Source organism: Kitasatospora sp. NPDC059327 (assembly GCF_042752535.1).
Classification (GTDB): domain Bacteria; phylum Actinomycetota; class Actinomycetes; order Streptomycetales; family Streptomycetaceae; genus Kitasatospora.
The window spans coordinates 1-22,659 of the sequence record NZ_JBHYYB010000085.1 but is presented as its reverse complement, the minus strand read 5'-3'; the positions used below and the strand labels follow the sequence as shown (position 1 = coordinate 22,659).

Sequence of the window (22,659 nt, the reverse complement as noted above, 5' to 3'; positions counted from 1 at the left end):
CGGGCGCCGGTGGCCTTCTCCGGGCGCCGGTGGCCCGGCGGCTCAGCCCGCGATGCTCCCGGCCAGCTCGACGGCCTCCGCCAGGCTGTCCACCACCGGGACGCCGACCGGCTCCAGCTTCGCCCGGGTGTGCGAGCCGCCGGTGTACAGCACCGCGTGCGCGCCCGCGCTCAGCGCCGCCAGCGCGTCGTCCGCGGCGTCGCCGATCAGCACCGTCCGGGCCGGGTCCACGTACTCGCCGAGCGCGGCCAGGTGCCGGGTCAGGTGCTCCGCCTTCTGGCCGCCGGACGGGCCGCTGCGGCCGTCCACCCGGAGGAACTGGCCGGTCAGGCCGAAGGCGTCCACCACCGGCAGCAGCTTCCGGTGCTCGTACATCGACAGCAGCGACTGGCTGTGCCCGGCCTCCCGCCAGGCGCTCAGCAGCTCCAGCACGCCGTCGGTCAGCCCGCAGGCCGTGCTCAGCTCCAGGTAGCGGTCGTGGAAGGCGTCGTCGAGCCGCAGCCACTCGGCCTCGGAGGGCATCCGGCCGAGCAGCCGCTGGTAGAAGCGGGGTATCGGGATCTCGTACTGCTCGCGGTACTCCTGCATGGTCATCGGCTCGATGCCGACGGTCGCGAACGCGGCGTTGCTCGCGCCGAGCACCGCCTCCATGTCGTGGAAGAGCGTGCCGTTCCAGTCCCAGACGATATGAGTGCGCACGCAGGGAACGGTAACCCCGGCCACCGACAACCCGGTAGGACGGGTTCCCGGCCCGGCCGGCGGGGACCCCCGGGACGAGCCCGGGACGGCCCCGCTCAGGCCAGCAGGGCGGCGATCTCCTGGGTGGCGAACCAGAGCAGGTCGTGGTCCTCGGCGCCGTCCACGGTGAACTGGGCGTCCTGATCGCCCTCGTCGGCCGCCCCGACGGCCGCGACCGCCGCCTCGACGTCCGCGACCACGTCCGGGTCGGCGACGTCCGCGTGCACCGCCGCCGCCTTCGCCAGCCGGACCGGCCCGGCCAGCACCACCCGGCCGAGCGAGGCCTGGTCCTGGTACTCGTCACCGGGGAACGGCCGCACCGCCGAGTCGGCGACGTCCAGCGCCACCACCACCCGGCGGCGCGGTGCGTCCGGGTCGGCGGCCAGCAGCCGCAGCGAGGACTGCGCGGCCCGGTTCAGCGCCGCGTACTCCAGTTCCTCCAGGTCGTCGCTGACGTACCACTCGCGCAGCGCGGGCGTCACGGCGTACGCCGCGGACTGCTCCAGGGCGCCGCCCGGGTGCGCCGCCGCCAGGCCGGTCAGGGTGGTGGGCACGTACACGCGCATCGGTGGCACTCTCCGGTTCGTCCAGCGGCACAGCTTCCAGCGCCCCAAGAATAAGCGCCGGGGCCCCATCCGTGATCACGCGCTCACTCCCGTCCGCGCCCCGGGGCCGGGGAGCCCTCGGCGCGCCCGCGGCCGGCCGGCGGCGCGGGCCTGGGGGCCGGGTGCGCGGAGCCGGCCCGGGTGCGCGCGGAGCGGGCCCGCACACCCAGGCCCCCGTACCCCGGCCCGTACGCCCCGCCCGCGCGCCGGGCGGCTCAGCGCACGCCGTCCAGGGCCGCCCGGCTGGTGCGCAGCGCGCTCTCCAGCACGGCGCCGCGGCGGGCCGGGTCCATCATGTTCGGCCCCATCACCGCGAGGTCCGCCAGGGTCGGCGCGAGCAGGTTCACCCGGACTCCGCTCGCCCGCAACAGCCGGGTCTCCCGCAGCAGCTGGCGGGTCACCGCGCGGCGGTAGCGGCCGACCAGCTGGGCGAGCACCCCGCGCGGACGGTCCCGGGCGCGCCACTCGCGCAGCGCGGCCACCGTGCCGCGCGCGGGCTCGGCGCGCCCGCGCGGGTGCAGGCGCAGGGCCATCGGAGCGAGCACGTAGACCTCGTCCAGGCCCCGGCCCAGCATCAGGTCGGCGTTGGTGGCCGACCAGCACCCGCCGTCCACGTACGCCGAGCCGTTCACCCGGACCGGGGCGAACCAGCCGGGGATCGCGCAGGAGGCCATCACCGCCTCGGCGACGGCGGCGGACGGCGCGCCCGGATCGCCGAAGACCACCCGGCGACCGCCGCGGTAGTCCACCGCGGCCACCCGCAGCGGCGAGCCGTCCGGCCAGCCGCCGGGGCCCAGCAGGCCGCGCACCAGCGCGCCGACGGGCTCCAGCGAGCCGCGACCGTGCGGCGCCATCGCCGACACCATGGTCAGCAGCGGGTACTCGCGCGGGTGACGGACGGCGTCCCGCAGCAGGCCCGGCGAACCGATGCCGGCCCGCGGCCGCGGCGGCAGGGCGCCGCCGACCGCCGTCTCGTAGTCGAAGGCCACCCCGGCCAGCGGCCCGGTCGTGATCGGCAGACCGCGCTGGTGGTCACGGAGCTGGTCGGTGCGGACCCCGCCGGCCAGCATCGCGGCGAGGATCGCGCCGGCCGAGGTCCCGAGCACCACCTCGGCACCGCCCGGCCGCCAGCCGACCGCCTCCTCGACCGCGCAGAGCGCGCCGACCGTCCACGCCGCGCCCAGCATGCCGCCGCCGCCCAGCACCAGGCCGCGCCGGGGCCGGCCCTCGGCGGGCGGAGCCGCCGATGTCCGTGTCTGCGCCACCCGTGTCGTCATGACGGCCGCCTGTCCTGGTCGGGGCGCTGTCGTCGCCCGTCCTGCGCGGTTCCCGGTCCGGATCCGATCCTGCGCGCCGACGGCCCGACGGCGCAACGTCGCGCCCGGGAACCGCGCTCCGCGTGTCGCCGGGCCGGACCGTCCCCTTTCGGGCCCTCCCACCGGCCCCCGCACGTCAACCGGGCACCCTCCGGACGGGCCGGACGGCCCTTGCCGCACTGGTCGTTTCACCCGGATAGGTGAGACCCGGGGCCGGCCCGCCGGACCGGCCGAACCCGCTTGCCGCTCCGCTCGGGACCGGGCTACCAAGGACCCGTCCGCACCCGCACCAGCCGCCCAGGGAGGGCCCCGTGACCGCCTGCCCGATCCCCGCCGCCCCGCACAGCGACCCGCGGCCCGTCCCGCGCTCCGCCCCGCACTCCGCCTCCGCGGCCCCGGTGCCACCCGGTGACCGGCCCGGGCACCCGGCGGCCCACCCGCACCGTCCGCCCGCCGCCCGGGCCGGCCGGCACCCGTCCGGCGGCCGGCGGCCGCGCCACCCCCGGTCCGCCTGCGCCGCCCCCGCCGGCCCCGGTCCGCACGCCGGGCTGAGCACGCGGTTCGCCCATCAGCTGGTCGAGGTGCTCACCGGCGCCCGGCCGTCCGGGCAGCTGATGCGCCACACCAGCCTGGACGGCTACGGCCAGCTCGCCTCGCTCGTCCGGATCGGCATCCTGCGGCGCGGCGGCGCCGCCGACCGGCCCCGGCTCGGGCCGGTGCACGACAGATCGCCCTCACCCGACGCGATCGAGGCCTGCGTCCGGGTCGACCTCGGCCGCCGGCACCACATGGTGGCGTTCCGGCTGGAGCTGCGCGGGCCGGCCGGGCAGTGGCAGTGCACCGCCGTGGAGGCCCGGTGAACCCGCGCGGCACGCTCGTCGCGCCGCTCTACTCCGGCGCCACGCGGGACACCCGCGCCGCCGTCCCGCGGCCCCGGACGGGCCCTGGGGCGGCCTCCGGCGGCGGCACCGCGGCAGGCGCCCCCGGCGCGGCCCGCGGCGGCGCCACCGGGGCCCCGCGGGCCTCACAGGCCGCACGGGCCGCACGGGCCGCGGTCCCCGGGCCCCTGCGGCTCCCACCGCCCCCGCGGCGGCGGCCGGCACGGGCAGTGCGGGAACGGCGCAGGGCGCCGCCCCCCTACGGGAGCGGCGCCCTGCGTGGCGGCGGACCGGGCGGGCCGGCCCCGCCTCAGCTCTTGCGACGGCGGCCCTTGGCCGACTTGGCGGCCTTGCGGCGCTCGGCGCGGGTCAGCCCGTCGCCCTCGTCCTCCGGCGCCAGGTCGTCGAAGTCGCCCTCGACGACTCCGCCACCGACCTCGTCCGAGGGGGCGGTGTAGTGCAGCCGCTGCGGCTTGGGGGCGTCCAGGCCCTTGGCCTTGATCTCCGGCCGGGCGGTGTCCTTCTCCAGCTTGTCGAGCAGCACCGCGGCGTCCTCGACCGGCACCTCCTCGACCTGCTGCTCGACCTGGACCTCCAGGTTGAACAGGTAGCCGACGGACTCCTCCTTGATGCCCTCCATCATCGCGGTGAACATGTCGAAGCCCTCACGCTGGTACTCCACCAGCGGGTCGCGCTGCGCCATGGCCCGCAGGCCGATGCCCTCCTGGAGGTAGTCCATCTCGTAGAGGTGCTCGCGCCAGCGGCGGTCCAGCACCGAGAGGACGACCCGGCGCTCCAGCTCGCGCATGATCTCCGCGCCGAGCTGGTCCTCGCGGGCGCCGTACTGCCCCTGGATGTCCTCCTGGATGACCTTGGTGAGGAACTCCGGGGTGAGCCCGGCGGTGCCGCCGGCCTCCTCCTCCAGCTCCTCCAGGTCCAGGGTGACGGGGTAGAGCTGCTTCAGCGCGGTCCAGAGCTTCTCGAGGTCCCAGTCGTCCTCGAAGCCCTCGCCGGTGGCCGCCTTGACGTACGCCTCGACGGTGTCGTCCATGAAGTGGCCGACCTGCTCCTGCAGGTCCTCGCCCTCCAGCACGCGGCGGCGCTCGCCGTAGATGACCTCGCGCTGGCGGTTGAGCACCTCGTCGTACTTGAGGACGTTCTTGCGGATCTCGAAGTTCTGCTGCTCGACCTGGGTCTGCGCCGAGGCGATGGCGCGGGTGACCATCTTGGACTCGATCGGCACGTCCTCGGGCACGTTGGCCATCGAGAGCACGCGCTCGACCATGCCGGCCTTGAACAGGCGCATCAGGTCGTCGCCGAGCGACAGGTAGAAGCGGGACTCGCCCGGGTCGCCCTGACGGCCGGAGCGGCCGCGCAGCTGGTTGTCGATCCGGCGGGACTCGTGCCGCTCGGTGCCGAGGACGTAGAGGCCGCCGGCCTCCTTGACCTCGTCCTGCTCCGCCTTCACGGACGCCTTGGCCTTCTCCAGCGCCGCCGGGAACGCCTCCTCGTACTCCTCCGGGGTGTCGACCGGAGTGATGCCGCGCTGGGCCAGCTCGGCCGCCGCGAGGTGGTCGGAGTTGCCGCCGAGCATGATGTCGGTACCGCGGCCGGCCATGTTGGTGGCGACGGTCACGGCGCCCTTGCGGCCCGCCTGCGCGACGATCTGCGCCTCGCGCTCGTGGTGCTTGGCGTTCAGCACCTCGTGCGGGATGCCGCGCTTGCGCAGCTCCTGCGACAGGTACTCGGACTTCTCCACCGACACGGTGCCGACCAGCACCGGCTGGCCCTTCTCGTGCTTGTCGGCGATGTCATCGACCACGGCGGCGAACTTGGCCGGCTCGGACTTGTAGATCAGGTCGGGCTGGTCGATGCGCAGCGGCGTCTTGTTGGTCGGGATGGGCACCACGCCGAGCTTGTAGATCTGGTGGAACTCGGCCGCCTCGGTGGTGCCGGTACCGGTCATGCCCGACAGCTTGTCGTACAGACGGAAGAAGTTCTGCAGGGTGATGGTGGCCAGCGTCTGGTTCTCGTTCTGGACCTCCACCCCCTCCTTGGCCTCGATCGCCTGGTGCATGCCCTCGTTGTAGCGGCGGCCGGCCAGGATGCGGCCGGTGTGCTCGTCAACGATCATGACCTCGCCGTTCATCACGACGTAGTCCTTGTCGTTCTTGTAGAGCTCCTTCGCCTTGATGGCGTTGTTCAGGAACCCGACGAGCGGGGTGTTCACCGACTCGTAGAGGTTGTCGATGCCGAGGTAGTCCTCGACCCGGGTGACACCCTCCTCCAGTACGCCGACGGTGCGCTTCTTCTCGTCGACCTCGTAGTCGCGCTCGATCTTCAGGCGCTGCACCAGCTTGGCGAAGTCGGCGTACCACTTGGTCGCCTGGTCCGCCGGGCCGGAGATGATCAGGGGGGTACGCGCCTCGTCGATGAGGATCGAGTCGACCTCGTCGACCACCGCGAAGTTGTGCCCGCGCTGGACGAGTTCGTCCTTCGACCAGGCCATGTTGTCGCGCAGGTAGTCGAAGCCGAACTCGTTGTTGGTGCCGTACGTGATGTCCATCGAGTACTGGCGCTTGCGCTCGGCGGGCGTCATGTTGCCCAGGATCACGCCGACTTCGAGGCCGAGGAAGCGGTGCACCCGGCCCATCCACTCCGAGTCGCGCTCGGCGAGGTAGTCGTTGACGGTGATCAGGTGCACGCCCTTGCCGGTCAACGCGTTGAGGTACGTGGGCAGGGTGCCGACCAGGGTCTTGCCCTCACCGGTGCGCATCTCGGCGACGTAGCCGAGGTGCAGCGCGGCACCGCCCATGATCTGGACGTCGTAGTGGCGCTGGCCGAGCACTCGCCGGGCGGCCTCGCGAACGGTCGCGAACGCCTCGGGGAGGATGTCGTCCAGGGACTCACCATCGGCGATCCGCTGCTTGTACTCGTCGGTCAGCGCGCGCAGCTCGGCGTCGGTGAGGTTGACGAAGTCCTCTTCGATGGAGTTGACCTGGGCAGCAATCCGCTGCAGCTTGCGAAGGATCTTGCCTTCGCCGGCGCGCAGGATCTTGTCGAAGACGGACACTTGAGCGGGCTCCTTGCCTGTATTGGCACTGGACGACTGCACGACGGGTTTACCCCACCGCACGGGCCATCGTATGCGAGGAGTCCAACACCCCGGGAGGTGCGTCAGCACGCTATTCCCGTGTCACCCCTGCGGGCACATGACCCGATAGCATCGTCCACCGGGGCAAAACGGTCAGCCGTCCGGGCAGTTGGGCGGCAGGACCCGATATTCGGATGCCCGGTTTGCTTTCTGCACGGAATAATCCGCTCATGGCAGAGCCCCGCGAGCCCCACGCGCCCGACCTCGTCGCCCCCGGCACCCTCGTCACCGACCGCCTGTTCCTGCGGCCGCCGCGGGAGTCCGACGTGGACGCGATCTTCGAAGCCTGCCAGGACGAGGAGATCCGGCGCTGGACGGTCGTCCCCAGTCCGTACCACCGCAAGGACGCCGAGTACTTCGTCAACGACCTGGCCGTCAACGGCCGGCGTACCGGTGACGCCCTCCTCTGGTGCGTGGTCGAGCGTGACACCGGGGCCCTGGTCGGCACCCAGGCGCTGGTCCGCGCCCCCGGCCGGCCGGGCACCGCCGAGATCGGCTGGTGGGCCACCAAGGAGCACCGCGGCCGCGGCTTCACCGTCGAGGCCGCCCGCGCCGTCGCCCGCCACGGGCTCACCGAGCTGGGCCTGCGCCGGCTGGAGTGGGTCGCGTACGTGGGCAACGAGGGCTCCCGCGCGGTCGCCGAGAAGGTCGGTTTCCGCTTCGAGGGCACCCTGCGCTCCTACGCCGAACAGCGCGGCGAGTTCCGCGACTCCTGGGTCGCCGGCCTGCTCGCCACCGACCTCGACGGCTGACGGGCCCCCGCGCCCAGCTCCACCCCCGCGCCCACCACCGCCCCCGGCCCGGCGGCCGCCCCGTGGCCCCGCACCACCCGGCCACGACTCCGGGCCGGGGCATTGTCGGTGCCGCGGTCTACCCTCGCCGACATGACCGCCACGACTCCCGCCACGACCCTGAGCGCCGACGAGGCCCGCCGCATCGCCCTGCGCGCCCAGGGCCTGCTCGGCGCGCCGGACCGCCGGGGCGGCGTACGCGGGGTGCTGCGCCACCTCGGCGCCGTGCAGCTCGACACCATCTCGGTGCTGGCCCGCTCGCACGAGCTGATCCCGTACGCGCGGCTCGGCGCCGTCGGCCGGCCCGCCGTGGAAGCCGCCTACTGGGCGGCCGGGGCGAGCTTCGAGTACTGGTCGCACGCGGCCTGCATCCTGCCGATCGAGGAGTGGCCGCTGTTCGCGTTCCGCCGCCGCCGCTACCGCGAGCGCGCCCACGTCTGGGGCATGCAGGTGGACGCCGCCACCTACCGGTCCGTCCTGGCCAAGCTGCGCGACGAGGGGCCGCTCACCTCGACCGAGCTGGGCGGCGCCAAGCGGACGGCCGACTGGTGGGACTGGTCCGACACCAAGATCGCGGTGGAGCGGGCGCTGGCCTTCGGCGACGTGGTCTGCACCGAGCGCCGGAGCTGGAAGCGCGTCTACGCGCTGGCCGAACAGGCCGTCCCCGCCGACCTGTTCGAGCCGGATCCGACCGACGAGGAGTGCCTGCGCACCCTGGTCGCCCAGGCCGGCGCCGCACTCGGCGTGGCCACCCGGGCCGATCTGCTGGACTACCACCGATTGAAGGCCGAGCAGCTGGACTCGGTGCTCGCCGACTCCGGCCTGGTCCCGGTGGAGGTCGCGGGCTGGGGCCCGGCCGGCGCCCCCGCCGCCGCCTGGGCCGATCCGGCCGCACTCGCCACCGCGCCGCGCGGCCGACACCGCACCACGCTGCTCTCCCCGTTCGACTCGCTGGTCTGGGACCGCGCGCGCACCGAGCGGATCTTCGGCATGACGCACCGGCTGGAGGCGTACACCCCCAAGCACAAGCGGGTGCACGGCTACTTCGCGATGCCGGTGCTGACCGGCGGACGACTGGTCGGCCGGGTCGATCCGGCCCGGGAGGGGCGGACGCTGGTGGCCCGTCAGGTCTCGCTGGACTCCGCGCGGCACGTCGAGGCGCTGGCCGGCGCCCTGCGCGAGGCGGCCTCCTGGGTGGGCTGCGACAGCGTCCGGGTGGAGGCCCTGCACGACGAGGCGCTGCGCCCGGCGCTGGACCGGTCGCTGGCCGACTGAGCCCGGTCCGACCGGGGGACCGGCTCCGCCGTCACCCTATTTCGAGGATCTTCTCCCGCATCGCGTAGACCACGGCCTCCATCCGCGAGTGCAGCTGGAGCTTCTCCAGGATGTTGCGGACGTGGTTCTTCACGGTGTTCTCGCTGATGAACAGCTCCTTGGCGATCTCCCGGTTGTTCATCCCGGTGGCCACCAGCTTCAACACCTCCAACTCCCGGTCGGTCAACCGGGGCGCGGGCACCAGGTCCCGGTCGTCGGAGCGGCGCTGGATCATCGACTTGAACTCGGTGAGCAGCTTGGAGGCCATCGACGGGCTGATCTGCGACTGCCCGTCGGCGACCGCCCGGATCGCGGTGGCGACCTCGTCCGTGGAGATCTCCTTGAGCAGGTAGCCGGTCGCCCCCGCCTTGATCGCCTCGTAGAGGTCGGCTTCCTCGTCGCTTATCGTCAACATGATGATCTTGGTGCTGGGCGCCACGTCCTTGATCGCGGTGCAGGCCTCGATCCCGCTGCGGCGGGGCATCCGAACATCCATCAGAATGATGTCGGGCAGCAGGTCGGCGGCCTTCAGCACGGCCTCCGCGCCGTCCCCCGCCTCCCCGACGACCGTGATGTCCTCCTCCTCGGCGAGCACGATCTCCAGGCCTCGGCGGAACAGCGCGTGGTCGTCCACCACCAGGACGCGGATCGGCTCCCTCCGGTGCGGGGCGTAGTCGAGGTCCTCCCCCGACCTCCGCGCCACCCCCCCGGCCGGCCCCAGCCCGAAGTGATCCCCCATCCGCTCCTCCCCCGTCGCCGGTCGTCGTTCGCCAATCATTCCACGCCTCGGACGTCCTCCGGTCACCCTCCGACGCCGATTCCCCCGCTTCGGGTGACACCCGGTGTCCCGGACCGCCCCCGGCCCGGTGCCACCCCGCCCCCGGAACGCCCCGGAACGCCGGTGACCCCGGCGGCACGGCCGCCGGGGTCACCTCTCCCGCACTGCTCGGACGATCAGTCCTCGTCGTCGGCTCCACCGATCGCGCCGCCGGCACCGCCACCCGGACCGGCCGATCCGTCGGCCTGCAGGTGGATGACGCCGTAGTTGTAACCGTGCCGGCGGTAGACGACGCTCGGCAGGCCACTGTCCTTCTCCACGAACAGGTAGAAGTCGTGGCCGACCAGTTCCATCTCGTAGAGCGCCTGGTCCAGCGCCATGGGGGCGGCCGGGTGGGTCTTCTCCCGGACCACCAGCGGGCCTTCGCCCTCCACTTCCAGGGATCCCATCATGGTCTTGCGGACGGCTCCGTTGGTCTCGCTCTCCTGCCGCGTCGTCTCGGGCAGCGCGGCCAGGGCCGCGGTCGCCTCGGCGACGCTGATGGGAGTGCGGCCGTTGCCGCCCTTGTGCACCCGGCGCCGGTCCGCGGACTTGCGCAGCTGCGCGTCGAGCTTCGCCGAAGCCAGGTCGAGCGCCGCGTACGGGTCGCCGGCGGCGGCCTCGGCCCGGATCACCGGACCGCGGGTACGGAGAGTGATCTCCACCCGCTCGGACCGGTCGGCCTGACGCGGGTTGTGCTCCTTGGACACCTCGACGTCGAGGCTGATCACCTTGCCGTCGAACTTCTGGACCTTCTCCAGCTTCTCGGCCACGTGCTCGCGGAACCTCTTGGGCACCTCGGTCTTGCGGCCCTTGACGACGATGTCCACGCAGAACTCCGATCCCTCGTGCTGACGCCGATCCGGGTGCTACCGGATCGGGCTGAGACCCAGCCGGACCAGCCAATCCACTGCTAGCCCTCCGCCTCCGCCGCGAGCGACGGAAACGACTGGCCCTCATCTCACTTCCTCCCCACCAGGGACGGTTGAAACCCCCTGGAGCCTCATCGAACACCTCACACGGGGTTTTCGCCTCCCCAAGCGGGAATACGGGTATGACCCGATGCCGTGGGCTGGCGGTCAAGCTGTTGCACCCTGTCTACCCTCTTGCGAGTGAAGCATGGGTAAATACCTGGACAACACCCCCCGTACGGCGCATCCTTTGCTCACTCTCCGTGCCTGCCGCCGCCAGGAGCAGCCGTGCCGCCCACCCCCGCCCCCACCCGTCCGCCCGCCGCCCAAGGGCCGTTCGGCCACGCACTGGCCGGTCTGCTGGAGGTGCTGCTGCCGGCCCGCTGCGCCGGCTGCGGCACGGACCGCGCCCAGCTCTGCCCGGCCTGCCGCCACGTCCTGGCCACGGCCCGCCCCGGGCCGACCACGCTGCCCTGGGTGCACGCCGCCGCCCCCTACGCCGACCCGGTCCGGCAGCTGCTGCTCGCGCACAAGGAGCGCGGCGCGCTACGACTGGCCGGGCCGCTCGGCGAAGCACTCGCCCGGGCCGTGCGCTCCTCGCTCGGGCCGCGGGCCGGGCTGGCGCCGCTGCTGCTGGTGCCGATGCCCTCCGCCCGCTCCGCCGTCCGGGCCCGCGGCCACGATCCGACGCTGCGGCTGGCCGGCGCCGCCGCCCGGTCGCTGCGCCGGGCCGGGCTGGACGTCCGGGCCGCGCCCCTGCTGCGGCACACCCGCCCGGTCGCGGACCAGGCCGGCCTCAGTGCCGCCGAGCGCCGGCGCAATCTGCACGGCGCGCTCACCGTGCTGCCCCGCGCGGACTGCCGGCTGACCGGTCGTCAGCCGGTCCTGGTGGACGACCTGGTGACCACCGGCGCCAGCCTGGCCGAGGCCGCGCGGGCGCTGGCCCGCGCCGGGCTCCCGCCGAAGGCGGCCGCCACCGTCGCGGCCGCCGTCCCGCACCGGCCCGGCCGGCCGCCGGGCCACCGCCCGGGCGGGCCGCGCACCGGGTGGCCCCGCCCCGATCAGGGCACGGCCCGCGGACCGGCTCAGCCCGGGTAGATGAAGGAGGACGCCCGGAAGTTGAGGACGAGCTCGCGCCACTGGCTGTTGACCAACCGGTAGATCTTGCCGTCGGCGCCCTGCCGGGCGAGCACCGGCGGAGCCTGGTCCATGGTGTCCACCCGGGACTCCGCCGCCTGGGCCGAGGCCATGCCCTCCCCGCCCTGGGGCGGGGCCTCACTGCTCTGCGATCCGTCCGTGCTGATGTAGTGCAGCTGCTGCAGACGGCCCTTCTCCTTGCCCAGCACCAGCAGCTGGTCGACCTCCGCCCAGGAGACCGAGGAGACCTCGGCGATCGCCGGGGCGACGCGGCGCAGCCCGGTGATCCGCGCGGTGGGCGCCTCCCGGGTACCGCCGTGCACCACCAGGCCGATCCAGAGCGACTGCGCCCCGCGCGCGTCCTTGAACACCAGGGCGATCCGGACGGCGTCCGACGAGATCTTGAGGTCCTGCAGGACCTGCCCGTCGGGGCTGTCGACCGGCACCGTGAGCGGCGGCCGGTTGCCCCGCACCATCACCACCCGCCTGTTCTGCGGGTCGCGGTCCACCACCCAGAGGTCGCCGCGGCCGTCCCAGCTGGGCGAGGTCAGGCCGTCCTCGTCCTTCTGGCCGGACCGGACCGGGGTGGTGAGCACCGGCTCGGGCATCGCCTGTCCGGTGTCGGCCAGCGGGACCAGGTAGAGCTGGTGACCCTTGCCGCCGATCGCGGCGGCCCGCTCGCCGTCCCGGGAGACCGCGATGGTGCCCAGCGGGTCCTTGCCGTTCGGCTGCGGCCGGCCGAGCGGGCCGCGCACCGCGCTGCCGTCACCCGTCTCCTGGGCCTCGACCAGGACGCCGTTGTCGGCCCGCTGGAAGAACTGCTTCTGGGCGGCGCTCCCGGTCAGCGCGCCGGGTCCGGTCTTGGGCAGGTCACCGCGGGCCACCTGGCAGCCGGCGCCGGCGCGCGGACCCTTCAGGTCCACCTTGTCCACCTGTCCCTTGCCCTGGTCGGCGAGGGTGTAGAAGAGCTGGGCGGCCATCCGCTTGCAGAGCATCGTGCCGCCGAGGTCGACACCGGCGAGCACCACGTGGGCGGTGCGGGCCTCGTCGATGCTCACCCGGTCGACGTTGCTGCCGGGCGGGAAGGCGGTCCGGGCCACCGGCGCCAACCAGTCGGACGGCCCGGCGACCACGGCCTTGGCGGCCGAGGTCAGCGGGTCTATTCGGCGCCGCAGGTAGATCGGGTCGGCGATCAGGACCTCCGGGCTGCCGATCACCGGGGTACCGGGCGCGGACGGGTCGTCGGCCGCGTAGAAGAAGCGGTCCACCTGGCGGTAGCTGATGCGGAAGTTGGTCTCGTTGATGAGCACGCCGTCGGGCAGCGCGTCGATCCGCCACTCGCCGCTCTTCTTCTCCCGGACGAACGCGAACTGGAAGTCCACGTCCTTCTGCCCGTCCAGGAAGGTGTACGAGTGCTTGGCGTCCACCTCGGCGACGACCATGCCGGACACCGGGGCGGCGAAGGAGCTCTCGGCCTCGGTCACGGTCTGGGAGGGCAGCGAGGGGGTGGCGGAGAGCACCTGGATGCGCGCGTCCGGCTTCCACTTCGCCGCCGCCTCGTCCGTGAGGTACATCCGGGCGGTGTCGTAGCTCTCGTCGGCGGTGACGGCGTCCAGGAACCCGGCCAGCAGGTCCCGCGGCTTGGCCCCCTTGGGAGGTGCCATCGGGAAGACCCTGACCTGGAGGTTCTTGTCCACCGCGTCCTGTGCCAGCTCGACCTTGCTGACCCCGCCGGAGTCCGGCATGGCCGCGCAGCCGCCGGCCAGCAGGGCGCCCAGCACCACGCCGGCCACCGCGGCCAGCCGCGGCTCAGTCCTGCTGGTCCTTCGCACGCTGCGACCCCTCCGTGTCCGTCCCGGCCTCGCCGTAGACGGCCTCCGCCGTCCCCGGTTCCGCCGTCCGCTGAGTCACCGACGGCCACCCGGGCGTCGGGTCCACCATGACCTGGGCTCCGGTGGCACCGTACCCGGCGCCCGCGGTCCGCACGTCCGAGGGGTCGGTCCGCGGCCCCTCGGGCAGCCGGCGGGTACCCAGCCCCGGACCGATGCTCAGCACACCGCCGAGGCCGCTGCCGAACCCGCTGCCCCCGGAGCCCTCCGGGGTCTCCGGGACGACCGGCTCCTCGGTGGCGGTCAGCGCGGTGGCACCGCCCGGACGGATCGCCCGCCGGTAGGGCGCCCCGGTCGCGCCGAGGCCCCGGTTGTTGCGCGAGTCCTCCGGCTCCAGTCGGAACGGCGCCCGGCTGATCTCGCCGCCGCGGGTGCGCGGCAGGGTGAGCCGGAAGTGCGAGCCGCCGCCGGGCTCGCCCCAGGCCTGCAGCCAGCCGCCGTGCAGGTGCGCGTCCTCGACCGCGATGGACAGGCCCAGACCGGTACCGCCGGTGGTCCGCACCCGGGACGGGTCGGCCCGCCAGAAGCGGTGGAAGACCCGGGACGCCTCGCCGGGCTTGAGCCCGATGCCGTAGTCCCGCACACCGACCGCGACGGCGCCGTCCGCCGAGCCCAGCCGGACCACGACGTCGCGGCCCTCGCCGTGCTCCAGCGCGTTGACCACGAGGTTGCGCAGGATGCGCTCGATCCGACGGGAGTCCACCTCCGCGAGCACCGGCTCGCCGTCGCCGCGGATCACCACGGCGCTGCCCTTGGCCTGGGCCAGCGGGTCGGCGGCCTCCACCACCCGGGTGACGATCTCGCGCAGGTCGACCGGCTCGGCGTCCAGGATCGCGGCGCCGGCGTCGAACCGGCTGATCTCCAGCAGGTCGGCGAGCAGCGACTCGAAGCGGTCCAGCTGGCCCTGGAGCAGCTCGGCGGAGCGGGCCGCCATCGGGTCCAGGTCCTCGCGGCTGTCGTAGATGAGGTCGGCCGCCATCCGGACGGTGGTCAGCGGGGTGCGCAGCTCGTGCGACACGTCCGAGACGAACCGTCGCTGCACCCGGGAGAGCTCCTCCAGCTGGCGGATCTGCGCCTGCAGCGCGTTGGCCATCCGGTTGAAGGACTCGCCGAGGCGGGCGATGTCGTCCGTGCCGGTGACCTTCATCCGTTCTTCCAGGTGCCCGGCGGCCAGCCGCTCGGAGATCCCGGCGGCCATCCGGACCGGGGTGACCACCTGGCGCACCACCAGCCAGGCGATCCCGCCCATCAGGATCACCACGAAGACACCGGCGGTGGCGAGGGTCCCGGTGACCAGGCCGAGGGTGTCGGTCTCCTGGCCGAAGGAGAAGACGTAGTACAGCTCGTAGGAGATGTTGTTGGGGCCGGTGAACTGCATGCCGATGGCGAGACCGGGCTCGGTGTGGCCGCCGCTGTCGGCGGACCGGTGGATCACCGTCGGCTGGTCGAAGATCTGGCCGGGCTCGGCCGAGACCCTGGCCCGCAGCGGGTCGGGGATGCTGGTCGGCGAGATGTCGCCGGTGTAGCGCGGCCCGAGACCGGCGGTCTCCGGCAGGACGGTCTTCCCGTCGCGCACCATGGCGATCACCGAGTAGACGTTCTGCCCGCTGGCCGCGAGGTCGCCGACCTGCCTGAGCAGCCAGGTGCCGGTGTCCTCGACCGTCTGGTCGGCGGCGGCGCCGACCTTGAGCCGGAGGTCCTTCGCCTCGTCGATCTTCTTCAGCTCGGTCTGGAAGCCGGCCCGGGCCTGGCTGCGCGCGGAGTCCTGCTTGGTCTTCAGCAGCCCGTTGCGCACCTGGGCCACCACCACCACGCCCAGCACCAGCACCACGACGACGGACAGCATCAGGGTGGCCGCGACCACCCGGAGCTGGATGGAACGGCGGTACAGCGCCGACACCCGGTGCAGGGGCCGGCGCAGCTGACGGATCACCGGTGCGAGCAGAACGGCGGGCCCGCGTCGGCGGCGGCTCCGCGTGGTCGAACTCAGCACGTCTCCGCGCACGGCGGGGCCCCCGTCGGTCGCGGACTCCGACGGGGTGTCGTCAGCCTGGTACATCACGTCAGCTGGGTCCGGCCTTGTAGCCGACGCCACGAACGGTCACCACGATCTCGGGGCGCTCCGGGTCCTTCTCGATCTTGGACCGGAGCCGCTGGACGTGGACGTTCACCAACCGGGTGTCCGCCGCGTGGCGGTAGCCCCAGACCTGCTCCAGCAGCACCTCCCGGGTGAACACCTGCCACGGCTTGCGGGCCAGCGCGACGAGCAGGTCGAACTCCAGCGGGGTCAGCGGGATGCCCCGGCCGTCCCGCTTGACGGAGTGGCCGGCCACGTCGATCACCAGATCGCCGATGGTCAGCTGCTCCGGAGTCGGCTCCTCGGCGCGGCGCAGCCGGGCGCGAACCCGGGCCACCAGCTCCTTGGGCTTGAACGGCTTGGTGACGTAGTCGTCGGCCCCAGACTCCAGGCCCACCACGACGTCGACAGTGTCGGTCTTCGCGGTGAGCATGACGATCGGAATGCCGGACTCGGCCCGGATCTGCCGACAGACGTCGATGCCGTCCCGACCGGGCAGCATCAGGTCCAGCAGCACCAGATCAGGCTTGGTCTCCCGGAACGCGGCTAGCGCCTTGTCCCCATCCGCGACGAAAAACGGCTCAAAACCCTCACCACGCAGCACAATGCCGAGCATCTCGGCCAGTGCGGAGTCGTCATCAACGACGAGGACGCGTCCCTTCATGCGTCCATCTTCTCATTACCGGATTGTGACCTGCCGCACAGCAGTCCCATTGCTCCAGAACGGCCAACTGGAAGCCTGGGCGATTTCCGGCCATACCGGACGAATGACTTGGGTCCAGCCGCCCCGGACACCCCACGGGCCACCCGCGGGCCACGTCCGGGCCACGCACCGGGCGCCCCGCGGGCCCCTGTTGCCGTTCAGCAACCGGATACCCCTGGGGGGCCGTCCGGCCACCATGGCACGATGGGCGCTGCGCGCGGGTGAAGATCCACCCGGCCCCGCGAACCCTGACGCCCCTCCGAGGAGCAGTGATGACCGACACCCCGGGCTGGGCCTCGCCCAGCTCGTCCGAGCCGCCCCGCGACGACACCCGGCCCCCGGCCGACACGTCCGCCGCCGTGCCCGGACAGTCGGTACCACCCCACGCCACGCCCGCCGCGCCCCCCGCCTGGGGCGCCGGCCACGCCGGCCCCGGGAAGGGCGGCCCCCCGTACGGCGGCCAGGGGCCGCAGGGGCCCTACGGACAGCCCGGCTGGGGCGTCCCGGTCAGTCCCAAGCCCGGCATCATCCCGCTGCGCCCGCTCGGCCTCGGCGAGCTCCTCGACGGGTCCGTCTCCACCATCCGCAAGCACTGGCGCACCACGCTCGGCCTCTCGCTCGGCGTCGCCGTCGTGGAACAGGCCGCCGTCACCGGCACCCAGCTGGCCGTGAAGGGTGACACCGGCGACCTCACCCCGGTGCTCTCCGCCCTGGTGAGCCTGCCGGTGACCATGCTGCTCAGCGTCGTCGCCGCCGCCCTGCTGACCATGGTGGTCAGCCGCGCCATCCTCGGACAGTCCGCCACCGTCCGCGACGCCTGGCGGGACGCGCGTCCCCGGCTGCTCCAGCTGACCGGCCTCACCCTGCTGACCGGCCTGATCGGCGCCGGCATCGTGCTGCTCGGCTTCGCCCCGATGATCGGCTACCTGCTGACCGGCGCGGACGAGCCCGCCATCGCGGCCCTGCTCTTCGTCGTCGGCCTGCTCAGCGTCCCGGTCGCGGTCTGGATCTGGATCCAGCTCAGCCTGGCCGCCCCCGCCCTGATGCTGGAGAAGCAGGGCGTCCGGACGGCGCTCTCCCGCTCGCGCCGGCTGGTCCGCGGCTCCTGGTGGCGGATCTTCGGCATCAACATCCTCAGCCAACTGATGGCCGGCATCGTCGCCGGGATCATCAGCGTGCCGTTCACGGTCGTCGGCCTGGTCCTCGGCTTCGACGACCTGGCCGGCCAGGTCGACGCCGGTGACCCCGCCACCCTGCCCACCGCCGTCCTGATCACCACGGCGATCGCCGGTGTGATCGCCTCCACCCTGACCATCCCGTTCACCGCCACCATCGGCGTGCTGCTCTACGTGGACCAGCGGATCCGGCGCGAGGCCCTGGACATCGAGCTCGCCCGCGCCGCGGGCCTGCCCGAGTACGGCGGCACCGGCTGGGGCGACCAGACCGGCCCGAACCCGGCGAGGCTCTGAACCGGATGCCGACCTGGGGGGACACAGCGTTGGCGGCAGGCGGCGCTCCGGTCACGGTTCCACGTGATCCGGCCCGCGACGCCGCCCGCGACGAACTGCTCAACGCGGACTACCACCGGCACGACCCGAGCCTCCAGGAGCGGGTCTACGACTGGGTGATGGACCGGATCGACGACGCGCTCGCCGCCATCGCCGGCGACGGCACCAGTGGCACCACCGGCCTGATCCTCTTCCTGGTGGTCGCCGCGGTGATCGCCGCCGCCCTCTGGTGGCGGTTCGGCACGCCGAAGCGGGCCGCCCGCACCACCCTCGACGTCTTCGGCACCGCCGGGCCGCGCGGCGCCGACCAGTACCGGGCCGACGCCGAACGGCACGCCGCCGCCGAACGGTGGTCCGAGGCCGTCCGCGAGCAGATGCGCGCCGTCGTCCGGGCCCTGGAGGAGCGCACCCTGCTCGACACCCGCCCCGGCCGCACCGCCGACGAGGCCGCCGCCGAAGCCGGCCGGGCGCTGCCCGAGCACGCCGCCGCCCTCGCCGCCGCGGCCCGCACCTTCGACGACATCGCCTACGGCGAGCACACCGCCGACCGGGCCGCCTACCAGCAGCTGCGCGAGCTCGACCAGACCCTGGAACGCGCCCGCCCGGCGTTCGCCCCGGCCGCGGGAGGAGCGGCATGACCAGCACCACCCCCGGCCCGGCCGCGCCGCCGGCACCCGCGGGGCCGCCCGCCGAGCCCGCCTCCCCGGTGCCGCCCACGCCCGCCGCTCCGCCGCGGCCCGGGCCCACCTCCGGTGGCGGCCCCAGCACCAGCAGCCTCGCGCCCACCGGCCGCGGCCTCTGGCGCCGCTCCCGCTGGTATCTGCTCACCGTGGTCCTGCTGCTGATCGCCGCCGCGGCCCTGGCCGGCCTCAACCAGGAGCGCCGCTACCCGCCGCTCGACCCGCGCTCATACGACGCCTCCGGCTCCCACGCCGTCGTCGCGCTGCTCCAGCGCCAGGGCCTCAAGGTCGACATCACCGCCGACCTCCCCACCCGCTCGACCGGCAACGACACCCTCGTCGTCCCCGAGCCCGACCTGCTCGACGCGGACCAGCTGCGCGCCGTCGCCGCCGCCCGGCACAGCCGGCTGGTCCTCGTCGCCCCCGGTCCCGCGGCACTCAGCGCGCTCGCCCCCGGCGTCCGTCCCTCCGAGGAAGGCGGCGGCGCCCCCTACGCCGCCGTCCGCAGCACCGCCGCCCAGTGCTCGTTCACCGAGGCCGTCCGGGCCGGCACCGCCCACCTCGGCGGTCTGCTCTACACCACCGGCAGCCGGGGCGAGGGCTGCTACCCGCGCGGCCACGGGTACCCACTGGTCGTCGCCCAGGCCGGCAAGGGCAGCGAGGTCGTCGTCCTCGGCAGCGGCGACTTCCTCAGCAACGAGCTGATGAAGAAGGACGGCAACGCCTCCCTGGCGCTCGGCCTGCTCGGCTCCCAGCCCCACCTCACCTGGCAGCTGCCCGACTACACCGCCCCGGTCCTCGACGGCGGCGACAAGAAGTTCACCGACTACATCCCCGCCGGCTGGCGCTGGGCCGCGTACCAGCTCGCCGTCGCCACCGTGCTCGCCGCGCTCTGGCGCGCCCGCCGGCTCGGCCCCGTCATCAGCGAGAACCTGCCCGTCGTGGTCCGCGCCGCCGAGACCACCGAGGGCCGCGCCCGCCTCTACCGCCGTGCCAAGGCCCGGGGCCGCGCCGCCGACGCCCTGCGCCGCGCAGCCGCCCACCGCCTCGCGCCCACCCTGGGCGTCCCGCCCGACGCCGGCGCACCCGACCCCACCGCGCTGTGCGCGGCCGTCACCGACCGCCTCCCCGACCGACCCGCCGGGGACGTACGGGCCCTCCTGTACGGCCCGCCCCCGACCGACGACGCCGCACTGCTGCGGCTCGCCGACGACCTCGACGCCCTCGAAAGGCAGGTACGCAAGCCGTGACCGAGCAGGCCACCGCCACCCCCTTCACCACCCCCGGCACGGCGACCGCCACCCACGGCGCTCCTGACGCCCCCGGGACCACCGACGACCCGCGCCAGGCGCTCACCGCCCTTCGCGCCGAGATCGCCAAGGCCGTGGTCGGCCAGGACGCCGCCGTCACCGGCCTGGTCGTCGCCCTGCTCTGCGGCGGCCACGTCCTGCTGGAGGGCGTCCCCGGCGTCGCCAAGACCCTGCTGATCCGCACCCTCTCCACCGCGCTCAGCCTGGACACCAAGCGGATCCAGTTCACCCCCGACCTGATGCCCGGCGACGTCACCGGCTCCCTGGTCTACGACGCCCGCACCGCCGAGTTCTCCTTCCAGCCCGGCCCGGTGTTCACCAACCTGCTGCTCGCCGACGAGATCAACCGCACACCGCCGAAGACCCAGGCCGCCCTGCTGGAGGCCATGGAGGAGCACCAGGTCACCGTCGACGGCACGCCCCGCGCGTTGCCCGCCCCGTTCCTGGTCGCCGCCACTCAGAACCCGGTCGAGTACGAGGGCACCTACCCGCTGCCCGAGGCCCAGCTCGACCGCTTCCTGCTCAAGCTGATCCTGCCGCTGCCCGACCGCGACCAGGAGTTCCAGGTCCTCGCCCGGCACGCCTCCGGCTTCGACCCGCGCGACCTCGCCGCGGCCGGCGTCCGCCCCGTCGCCGGCCCCGAGCACATCGCCGCCGCCCGTGCGCAGATCGCCAAACTCACCGTCTCGCCCGAGGTGCTCGCCTACATCGTCGACCTCTGCCGGGCCACCCGGCAGTCCCCGTCGCTCTCCATCGGCGTCTCCCCGCGCGGCGCCACCGCCCTGCTCGGCGCCTCCCGCGCCTGGGCCTGGCTGGCCGGCCGCGACTACGTGACCCCCGACGACGTCAAGGCGCTCGCCCTGCCGACCCTGCGGCACCGCGTCGCGCTGCGCGCCGAGGCCGAGATGGAGGGCGTCACCGCCGACTCCGTCATCCAGGCCGTCCTGGCCCAGACGCCCGCCCCCCGCTGACCGCCCGCCCCGCCCCGCTCACGAAGGAGCGCACCGCATGGCCCTCACCGGGCGAACCGCCCTGCTCGCCGCACTCGGCGCGCTCGTCGTGGGCCTGCTCCTGCCGTCCTGGGGCGGGATCGCCGCCGTCACCGGCACTGTGCTGCTCGCGGTCGTCGTCGACCTGGTGCTCGCCGCCCCGGTCCGCAGTCTGCGGATCACCCGGGGCGGCGACACCACCGTCCGGCTCGGTGAGCCGGCCACCGTCGAACTGACCGTCACCAACCCGGCCGGCCGCCCGCTCCGAGGCAGCGTCCGCGACGCCTGGGCCCCGTCCGCCTGGCGACGCGGCACCGAGATCGCCGCGTCCCGGCACAGCCTGCGCGTCCCCGGCCAGGAGCGGCGCCGGGCCACCACCGTGCTCACCCCGACCCGGCGCGGTGACCACCACGCCCACAAGGTGACGGTCCGTTCCCTCGGCCCGCTCGGCCTGGCCGGGCGTCAGGGCTCGCACCTCGTCCCGTGGACGGTCCGCGCCCTGCCCCCGTTCAACAGCCGCAAGCACCTGCCGTCCCGGCTCGCCCGACTGCGCGAACTCGACGGCCGCACCTCCGTCCTGACCCGGGGCCAGGGAACCGAGTTCGACTCCCTGCGCGAGTACCTGCCCGGCGACGACATCCGCTCGATCGACTGGCGGGCCAGCGCCCGCCGGCACACCGTCGCCGTCCGCACCTGGCGTCCCGAGCGTGACCGGCACATCCTGATCGTCCTCGACACCGGACGCACCTCCGCGGGCCGTGTCGGCGACGCCCCGCGCCTGGACGCCTCGCTCGACGCCGCGCTGCTGCTCACGGCACTCGCCACCAAGGCGGGCGACCGGGTCGACCTGCTCGCCCACGACCTGCGCAAGCGCGTCTCGGTGGCAGGCCGCTCCCCCAGTGAGATCCTGCCGGCCTTCACCAGCGCGATGGCCGTCCTGGAACCCGCCCTCTACGAGACCGACATGCGGTCGCTGGTCGCCACCGCCCTCAAGATGGCGCCGCACCGCTCGCTGATCGTCCTGCTCACGGGGCTCGACGCGGCCCCCGTCGAGGACGGACTGCTGCCGCTCCTCCCGCTCCTGACCAAGCGCCACGAAGTCGTCCTGGCCTCGGTCTCCGACCCGCACCTGGACGAACTGGCCAGTGGCCGCGGCACCGTCGAGGCCGTGTACGGCGCGGCCGCCGCCGAGCAGACCCGCGCCGACCGCCGGCTCACCGCGGACCGTCTCTCCCGCCACGGCGTGACCGTCCTCGACGCCCCGCCGACCGCGGTGGCCCCGGCCCTCGCCGATGCCTACCTCGCGCTGAAGGCCGCCGGCCGGCTCTGAGCCCCCTCCGGGCCCGCCCGTGGGGCACGGTCTGTTCGTCGCCTCGCTCTCCTTACCGCGGGCGCCGTGACGGTGCTGTGGGCGGCCCGGCCCGGCCCGGGGAAGAGCGGAGCATCAGTGGTGGGTCGTCACCATCGTCGGCCCTGGATCAACGCTGCCCGCTCGCTGGCCGGCCTGGATAAACCGGCGACCGGGGCCCGGCCAGGACCGTGCGGCCGCACCCGTACCGGGCAGTGGCTGCCCCTGCGGCGAGGTCTCCCTGCCTCCCTCTGCGGCCGGCAGCCCTATCGGTGTCCGAGCCGACAGGTCCAGGCAACAGCCTCAGGAATGCCACCCTTCGAGGCATCACCCCCGAAGGAATACGGAGGCAGCTCCCGTCTTCCTGGAAACGCAAAGAACCCCCACCCGAAATCGGGTGGGGGTTCTTTGGAATGATTGTTCGGCGGCGTCCTACTCTCCCACAGGGTCCCCCCTGCAGTACCATCGGCGCTGTGAGGCTTAGCTTCCGGGTT

At 73.9% G+C, this 22,659-nt stretch carries 18 protein-coding genes and 1 rRNA gene; 9 read left to right on the top strand and 10 right to left on the bottom strand.

Translation table 11 applies throughout. The features are described from left to right. Positions 1 to 42 precede the first annotated feature (42 nt). The 3 genes from ACFXHB_RS34635 to ACFXHB_RS34625 form a co-directional block, all read right to left on the bottom strand. Positions 43 to 699, bottom strand: coding sequence for an HAD family hydrolase (locus ACFXHB_RS34635; RefSeq protein WP_380579210.1), 657 nt, complete (start codon positions 697 to 699; stop codon positions 43 to 45). Between the two features lie 95 nt (positions 700 to 794). Further along, complete coding sequence (locus tag ACFXHB_RS34630; protein WP_380579208.1) at positions 795 to 1,304, bottom strand: DUF6912 family protein; 510 nt, start codon at positions 1,302 to 1,304, stop codon at positions 795 to 797. A 254-nt stretch (positions 1,305 to 1,558) separates the two neighbouring features. Then, entirely contained in the window at positions 1,559 to 2,620 is a 1,062-nt protein-coding gene (locus ACFXHB_RS34625) for a patatin-like phospholipase family protein (RefSeq protein WP_380579206.1), read from the bottom strand. Positions 2,621 to 2,970: 350 nt separating this feature from the next. On the opposite strand from ACFXHB_RS34625, the gene ACFXHB_RS34620 reads away from it, so the two are divergent. Further along, on the top strand, positions 2,971 to 3,519 hold the full coding sequence (locus ACFXHB_RS34620; protein WP_380579204.1) for an Rv3235 family protein: 549 nt from the start codon (positions 2,971 to 2,973) through the stop codon (positions 3,517 to 3,519). 328 nt (positions 3,520 to 3,847) lie between these two features. On the opposite strand, the gene secA is transcribed toward ACFXHB_RS34620, so the two are convergent. Continuing rightward, positions 3,848 to 6,610 carry a preprotein translocase subunit SecA gene (secA, locus tag ACFXHB_RS34615; RefSeq protein ID WP_380579202.1) on the bottom strand — a complete coding sequence of 921 codons (2,763 nt, stop codon included), beginning with the start codon at positions 6,608 to 6,610 and terminating at the stop codon, positions 3,848 to 3,850. A 251-nt stretch (positions 6,611 to 6,861) separates the two neighbouring features. On the opposite strand from secA, the gene ACFXHB_RS34610 reads away from it, so the two are divergent. Both ACFXHB_RS34610 and ACFXHB_RS34605 read left to right on the top strand, forming a co-directional pair. Then, a complete protein-coding gene (locus ACFXHB_RS34610) occupies positions 6,862 to 7,443 on the top strand; it encodes a GNAT family N-acetyltransferase (RefSeq protein ID WP_380579200.1) in 582 nt (193 codons plus the stop codon). Between the two features lie 132 nt (positions 7,444 to 7,575). Next, a complete protein-coding gene (locus tag ACFXHB_RS34605; protein WP_380579198.1) occupies positions 7,576 to 8,757 on the top strand; it encodes a winged helix-turn-helix domain-containing protein in 1,182 nt (393 codons plus the stop codon). Positions 8,758 to 8,788: 31 nt separating this feature from the next. Here the strand turns inward: ACFXHB_RS34605 and ACFXHB_RS34600 are convergent, their stop codons facing one another. Then, positions 8,789 to 9,535, bottom strand: coding sequence for a response regulator (locus ACFXHB_RS34600; protein WP_380579196.1), 747 nt, complete (start codon positions 9,533 to 9,535; stop codon positions 8,789 to 8,791). Positions 9,536 to 9,750: 215 nt separating this feature from the next. Beyond that, positions 9,751 to 10,443, bottom strand: coding sequence for a ribosome hibernation-promoting factor, HPF/YfiA family (hpf, locus tag ACFXHB_RS34595; RefSeq protein ID WP_380579194.1), 693 nt, complete (start codon positions 10,441 to 10,443; stop codon positions 9,751 to 9,753). 369 nt (positions 10,444 to 10,812) lie between these two features. Between hpf and ACFXHB_RS34590 the strand changes: the two genes are divergently transcribed. Beyond that, entirely contained in the window at positions 10,813 to 11,622 is an 810-nt protein-coding gene (locus ACFXHB_RS34590; RefSeq protein WP_380579192.1) for a ComF family protein, read from the top strand. Here ACFXHB_RS34590 and ACFXHB_RS34585 read toward each other — a convergent pair. From ACFXHB_RS34585 to mtrA, 3 genes are all read right to left on the bottom strand, one after another. Next, a complete protein-coding gene (locus ACFXHB_RS34585; protein WP_380579190.1) occupies positions 11,610 to 13,493 on the bottom strand; it encodes an LpqB family beta-propeller domain-containing protein in 1,884 nt (627 codons plus the stop codon). The genes ACFXHB_RS34590 and ACFXHB_RS34585 overlap by 13 nt on opposite strands. After that, the gene (gene mtrB / locus ACFXHB_RS34580) at positions 13,471 to 15,483 is read right to left on the bottom strand and encodes an MtrAB system histidine kinase MtrB (RefSeq protein ID WP_380579188.1); all 2,013 of its coding nucleotides are present in this window, start codon (positions 15,481 to 15,483) and stop codon (positions 13,471 to 13,473) included. Before mtrB ends, ACFXHB_RS34585 begins: the two co-directional genes overlap by 23 nt. Positions 15,484 to 15,613: 130 nt before the next feature. Next, a complete protein-coding gene (gene mtrA / locus ACFXHB_RS34575) occupies positions 15,614 to 16,291 on the bottom strand; it encodes an MtrAB system response regulator MtrA (RefSeq protein ID WP_030061806.1) in 678 nt (225 codons plus the stop codon). 311 nt (positions 16,292 to 16,602) lie between these two features. On the opposite strand from mtrA, the gene ACFXHB_RS34570 reads away from it, so the two are divergent. The 5 genes from ACFXHB_RS34570 (at position 16,603) to ACFXHB_RS34550 (ending at position 22,147) form a co-directional block, all read left to right on the top strand. Next, the gene (locus tag ACFXHB_RS34570; protein WP_380579186.1) at positions 16,603 to 17,799 is read left to right on the top strand and encodes a hypothetical protein; all 1,197 of its coding nucleotides are present in this window, start codon (positions 16,603 to 16,605) and stop codon (positions 17,797 to 17,799) included. A gap of 29 nt (positions 17,800 to 17,828) precedes the next feature. Next, positions 17,829 to 18,476, top strand: coding sequence for a DUF4129 domain-containing protein (locus ACFXHB_RS34565; RefSeq protein WP_380579184.1), 648 nt, complete (start codon positions 17,829 to 17,831; stop codon positions 18,474 to 18,476). Then, positions 18,473 to 19,768: a DUF4350 domain-containing protein gene (locus tag ACFXHB_RS34560; protein ID WP_380579182.1), complete on the top strand. Its 1,296-nt coding sequence runs from the start codon at positions 18,473 to 18,475 to the stop codon at positions 19,766 to 19,768. The genes ACFXHB_RS34565 and ACFXHB_RS34560 overlap by 4 nt, the downstream gene beginning before the upstream one ends. 122 nt (positions 19,769 to 19,890) lie before the next feature. Then, positions 19,891 to 20,799, top strand: a complete 909-nt coding sequence (locus ACFXHB_RS34555; protein WP_380579232.1) for an AAA family ATPase — start codon at positions 19,891 to 19,893, stop codon at positions 20,797 to 20,799. A 37-nt stretch (positions 20,800 to 20,836) separates the two neighbouring features. Beyond that, positions 20,837 to 22,147 carry a DUF58 domain-containing protein gene (locus tag ACFXHB_RS34550; protein WP_380579179.1) on the top strand — a complete coding sequence of 437 codons (1,311 nt, stop codon included), beginning with the start codon at positions 20,837 to 20,839 and terminating at the stop codon, positions 22,145 to 22,147. A 437-nt stretch (positions 22,148 to 22,584) separates the two neighbouring features. Here the strand turns inward: ACFXHB_RS34550 and rrf are convergent. Then, positions 22,585 to 22,659 (bottom strand): 5S ribosomal RNA (gene rrf / locus ACFXHB_RS34545); the annotation flags it as partial.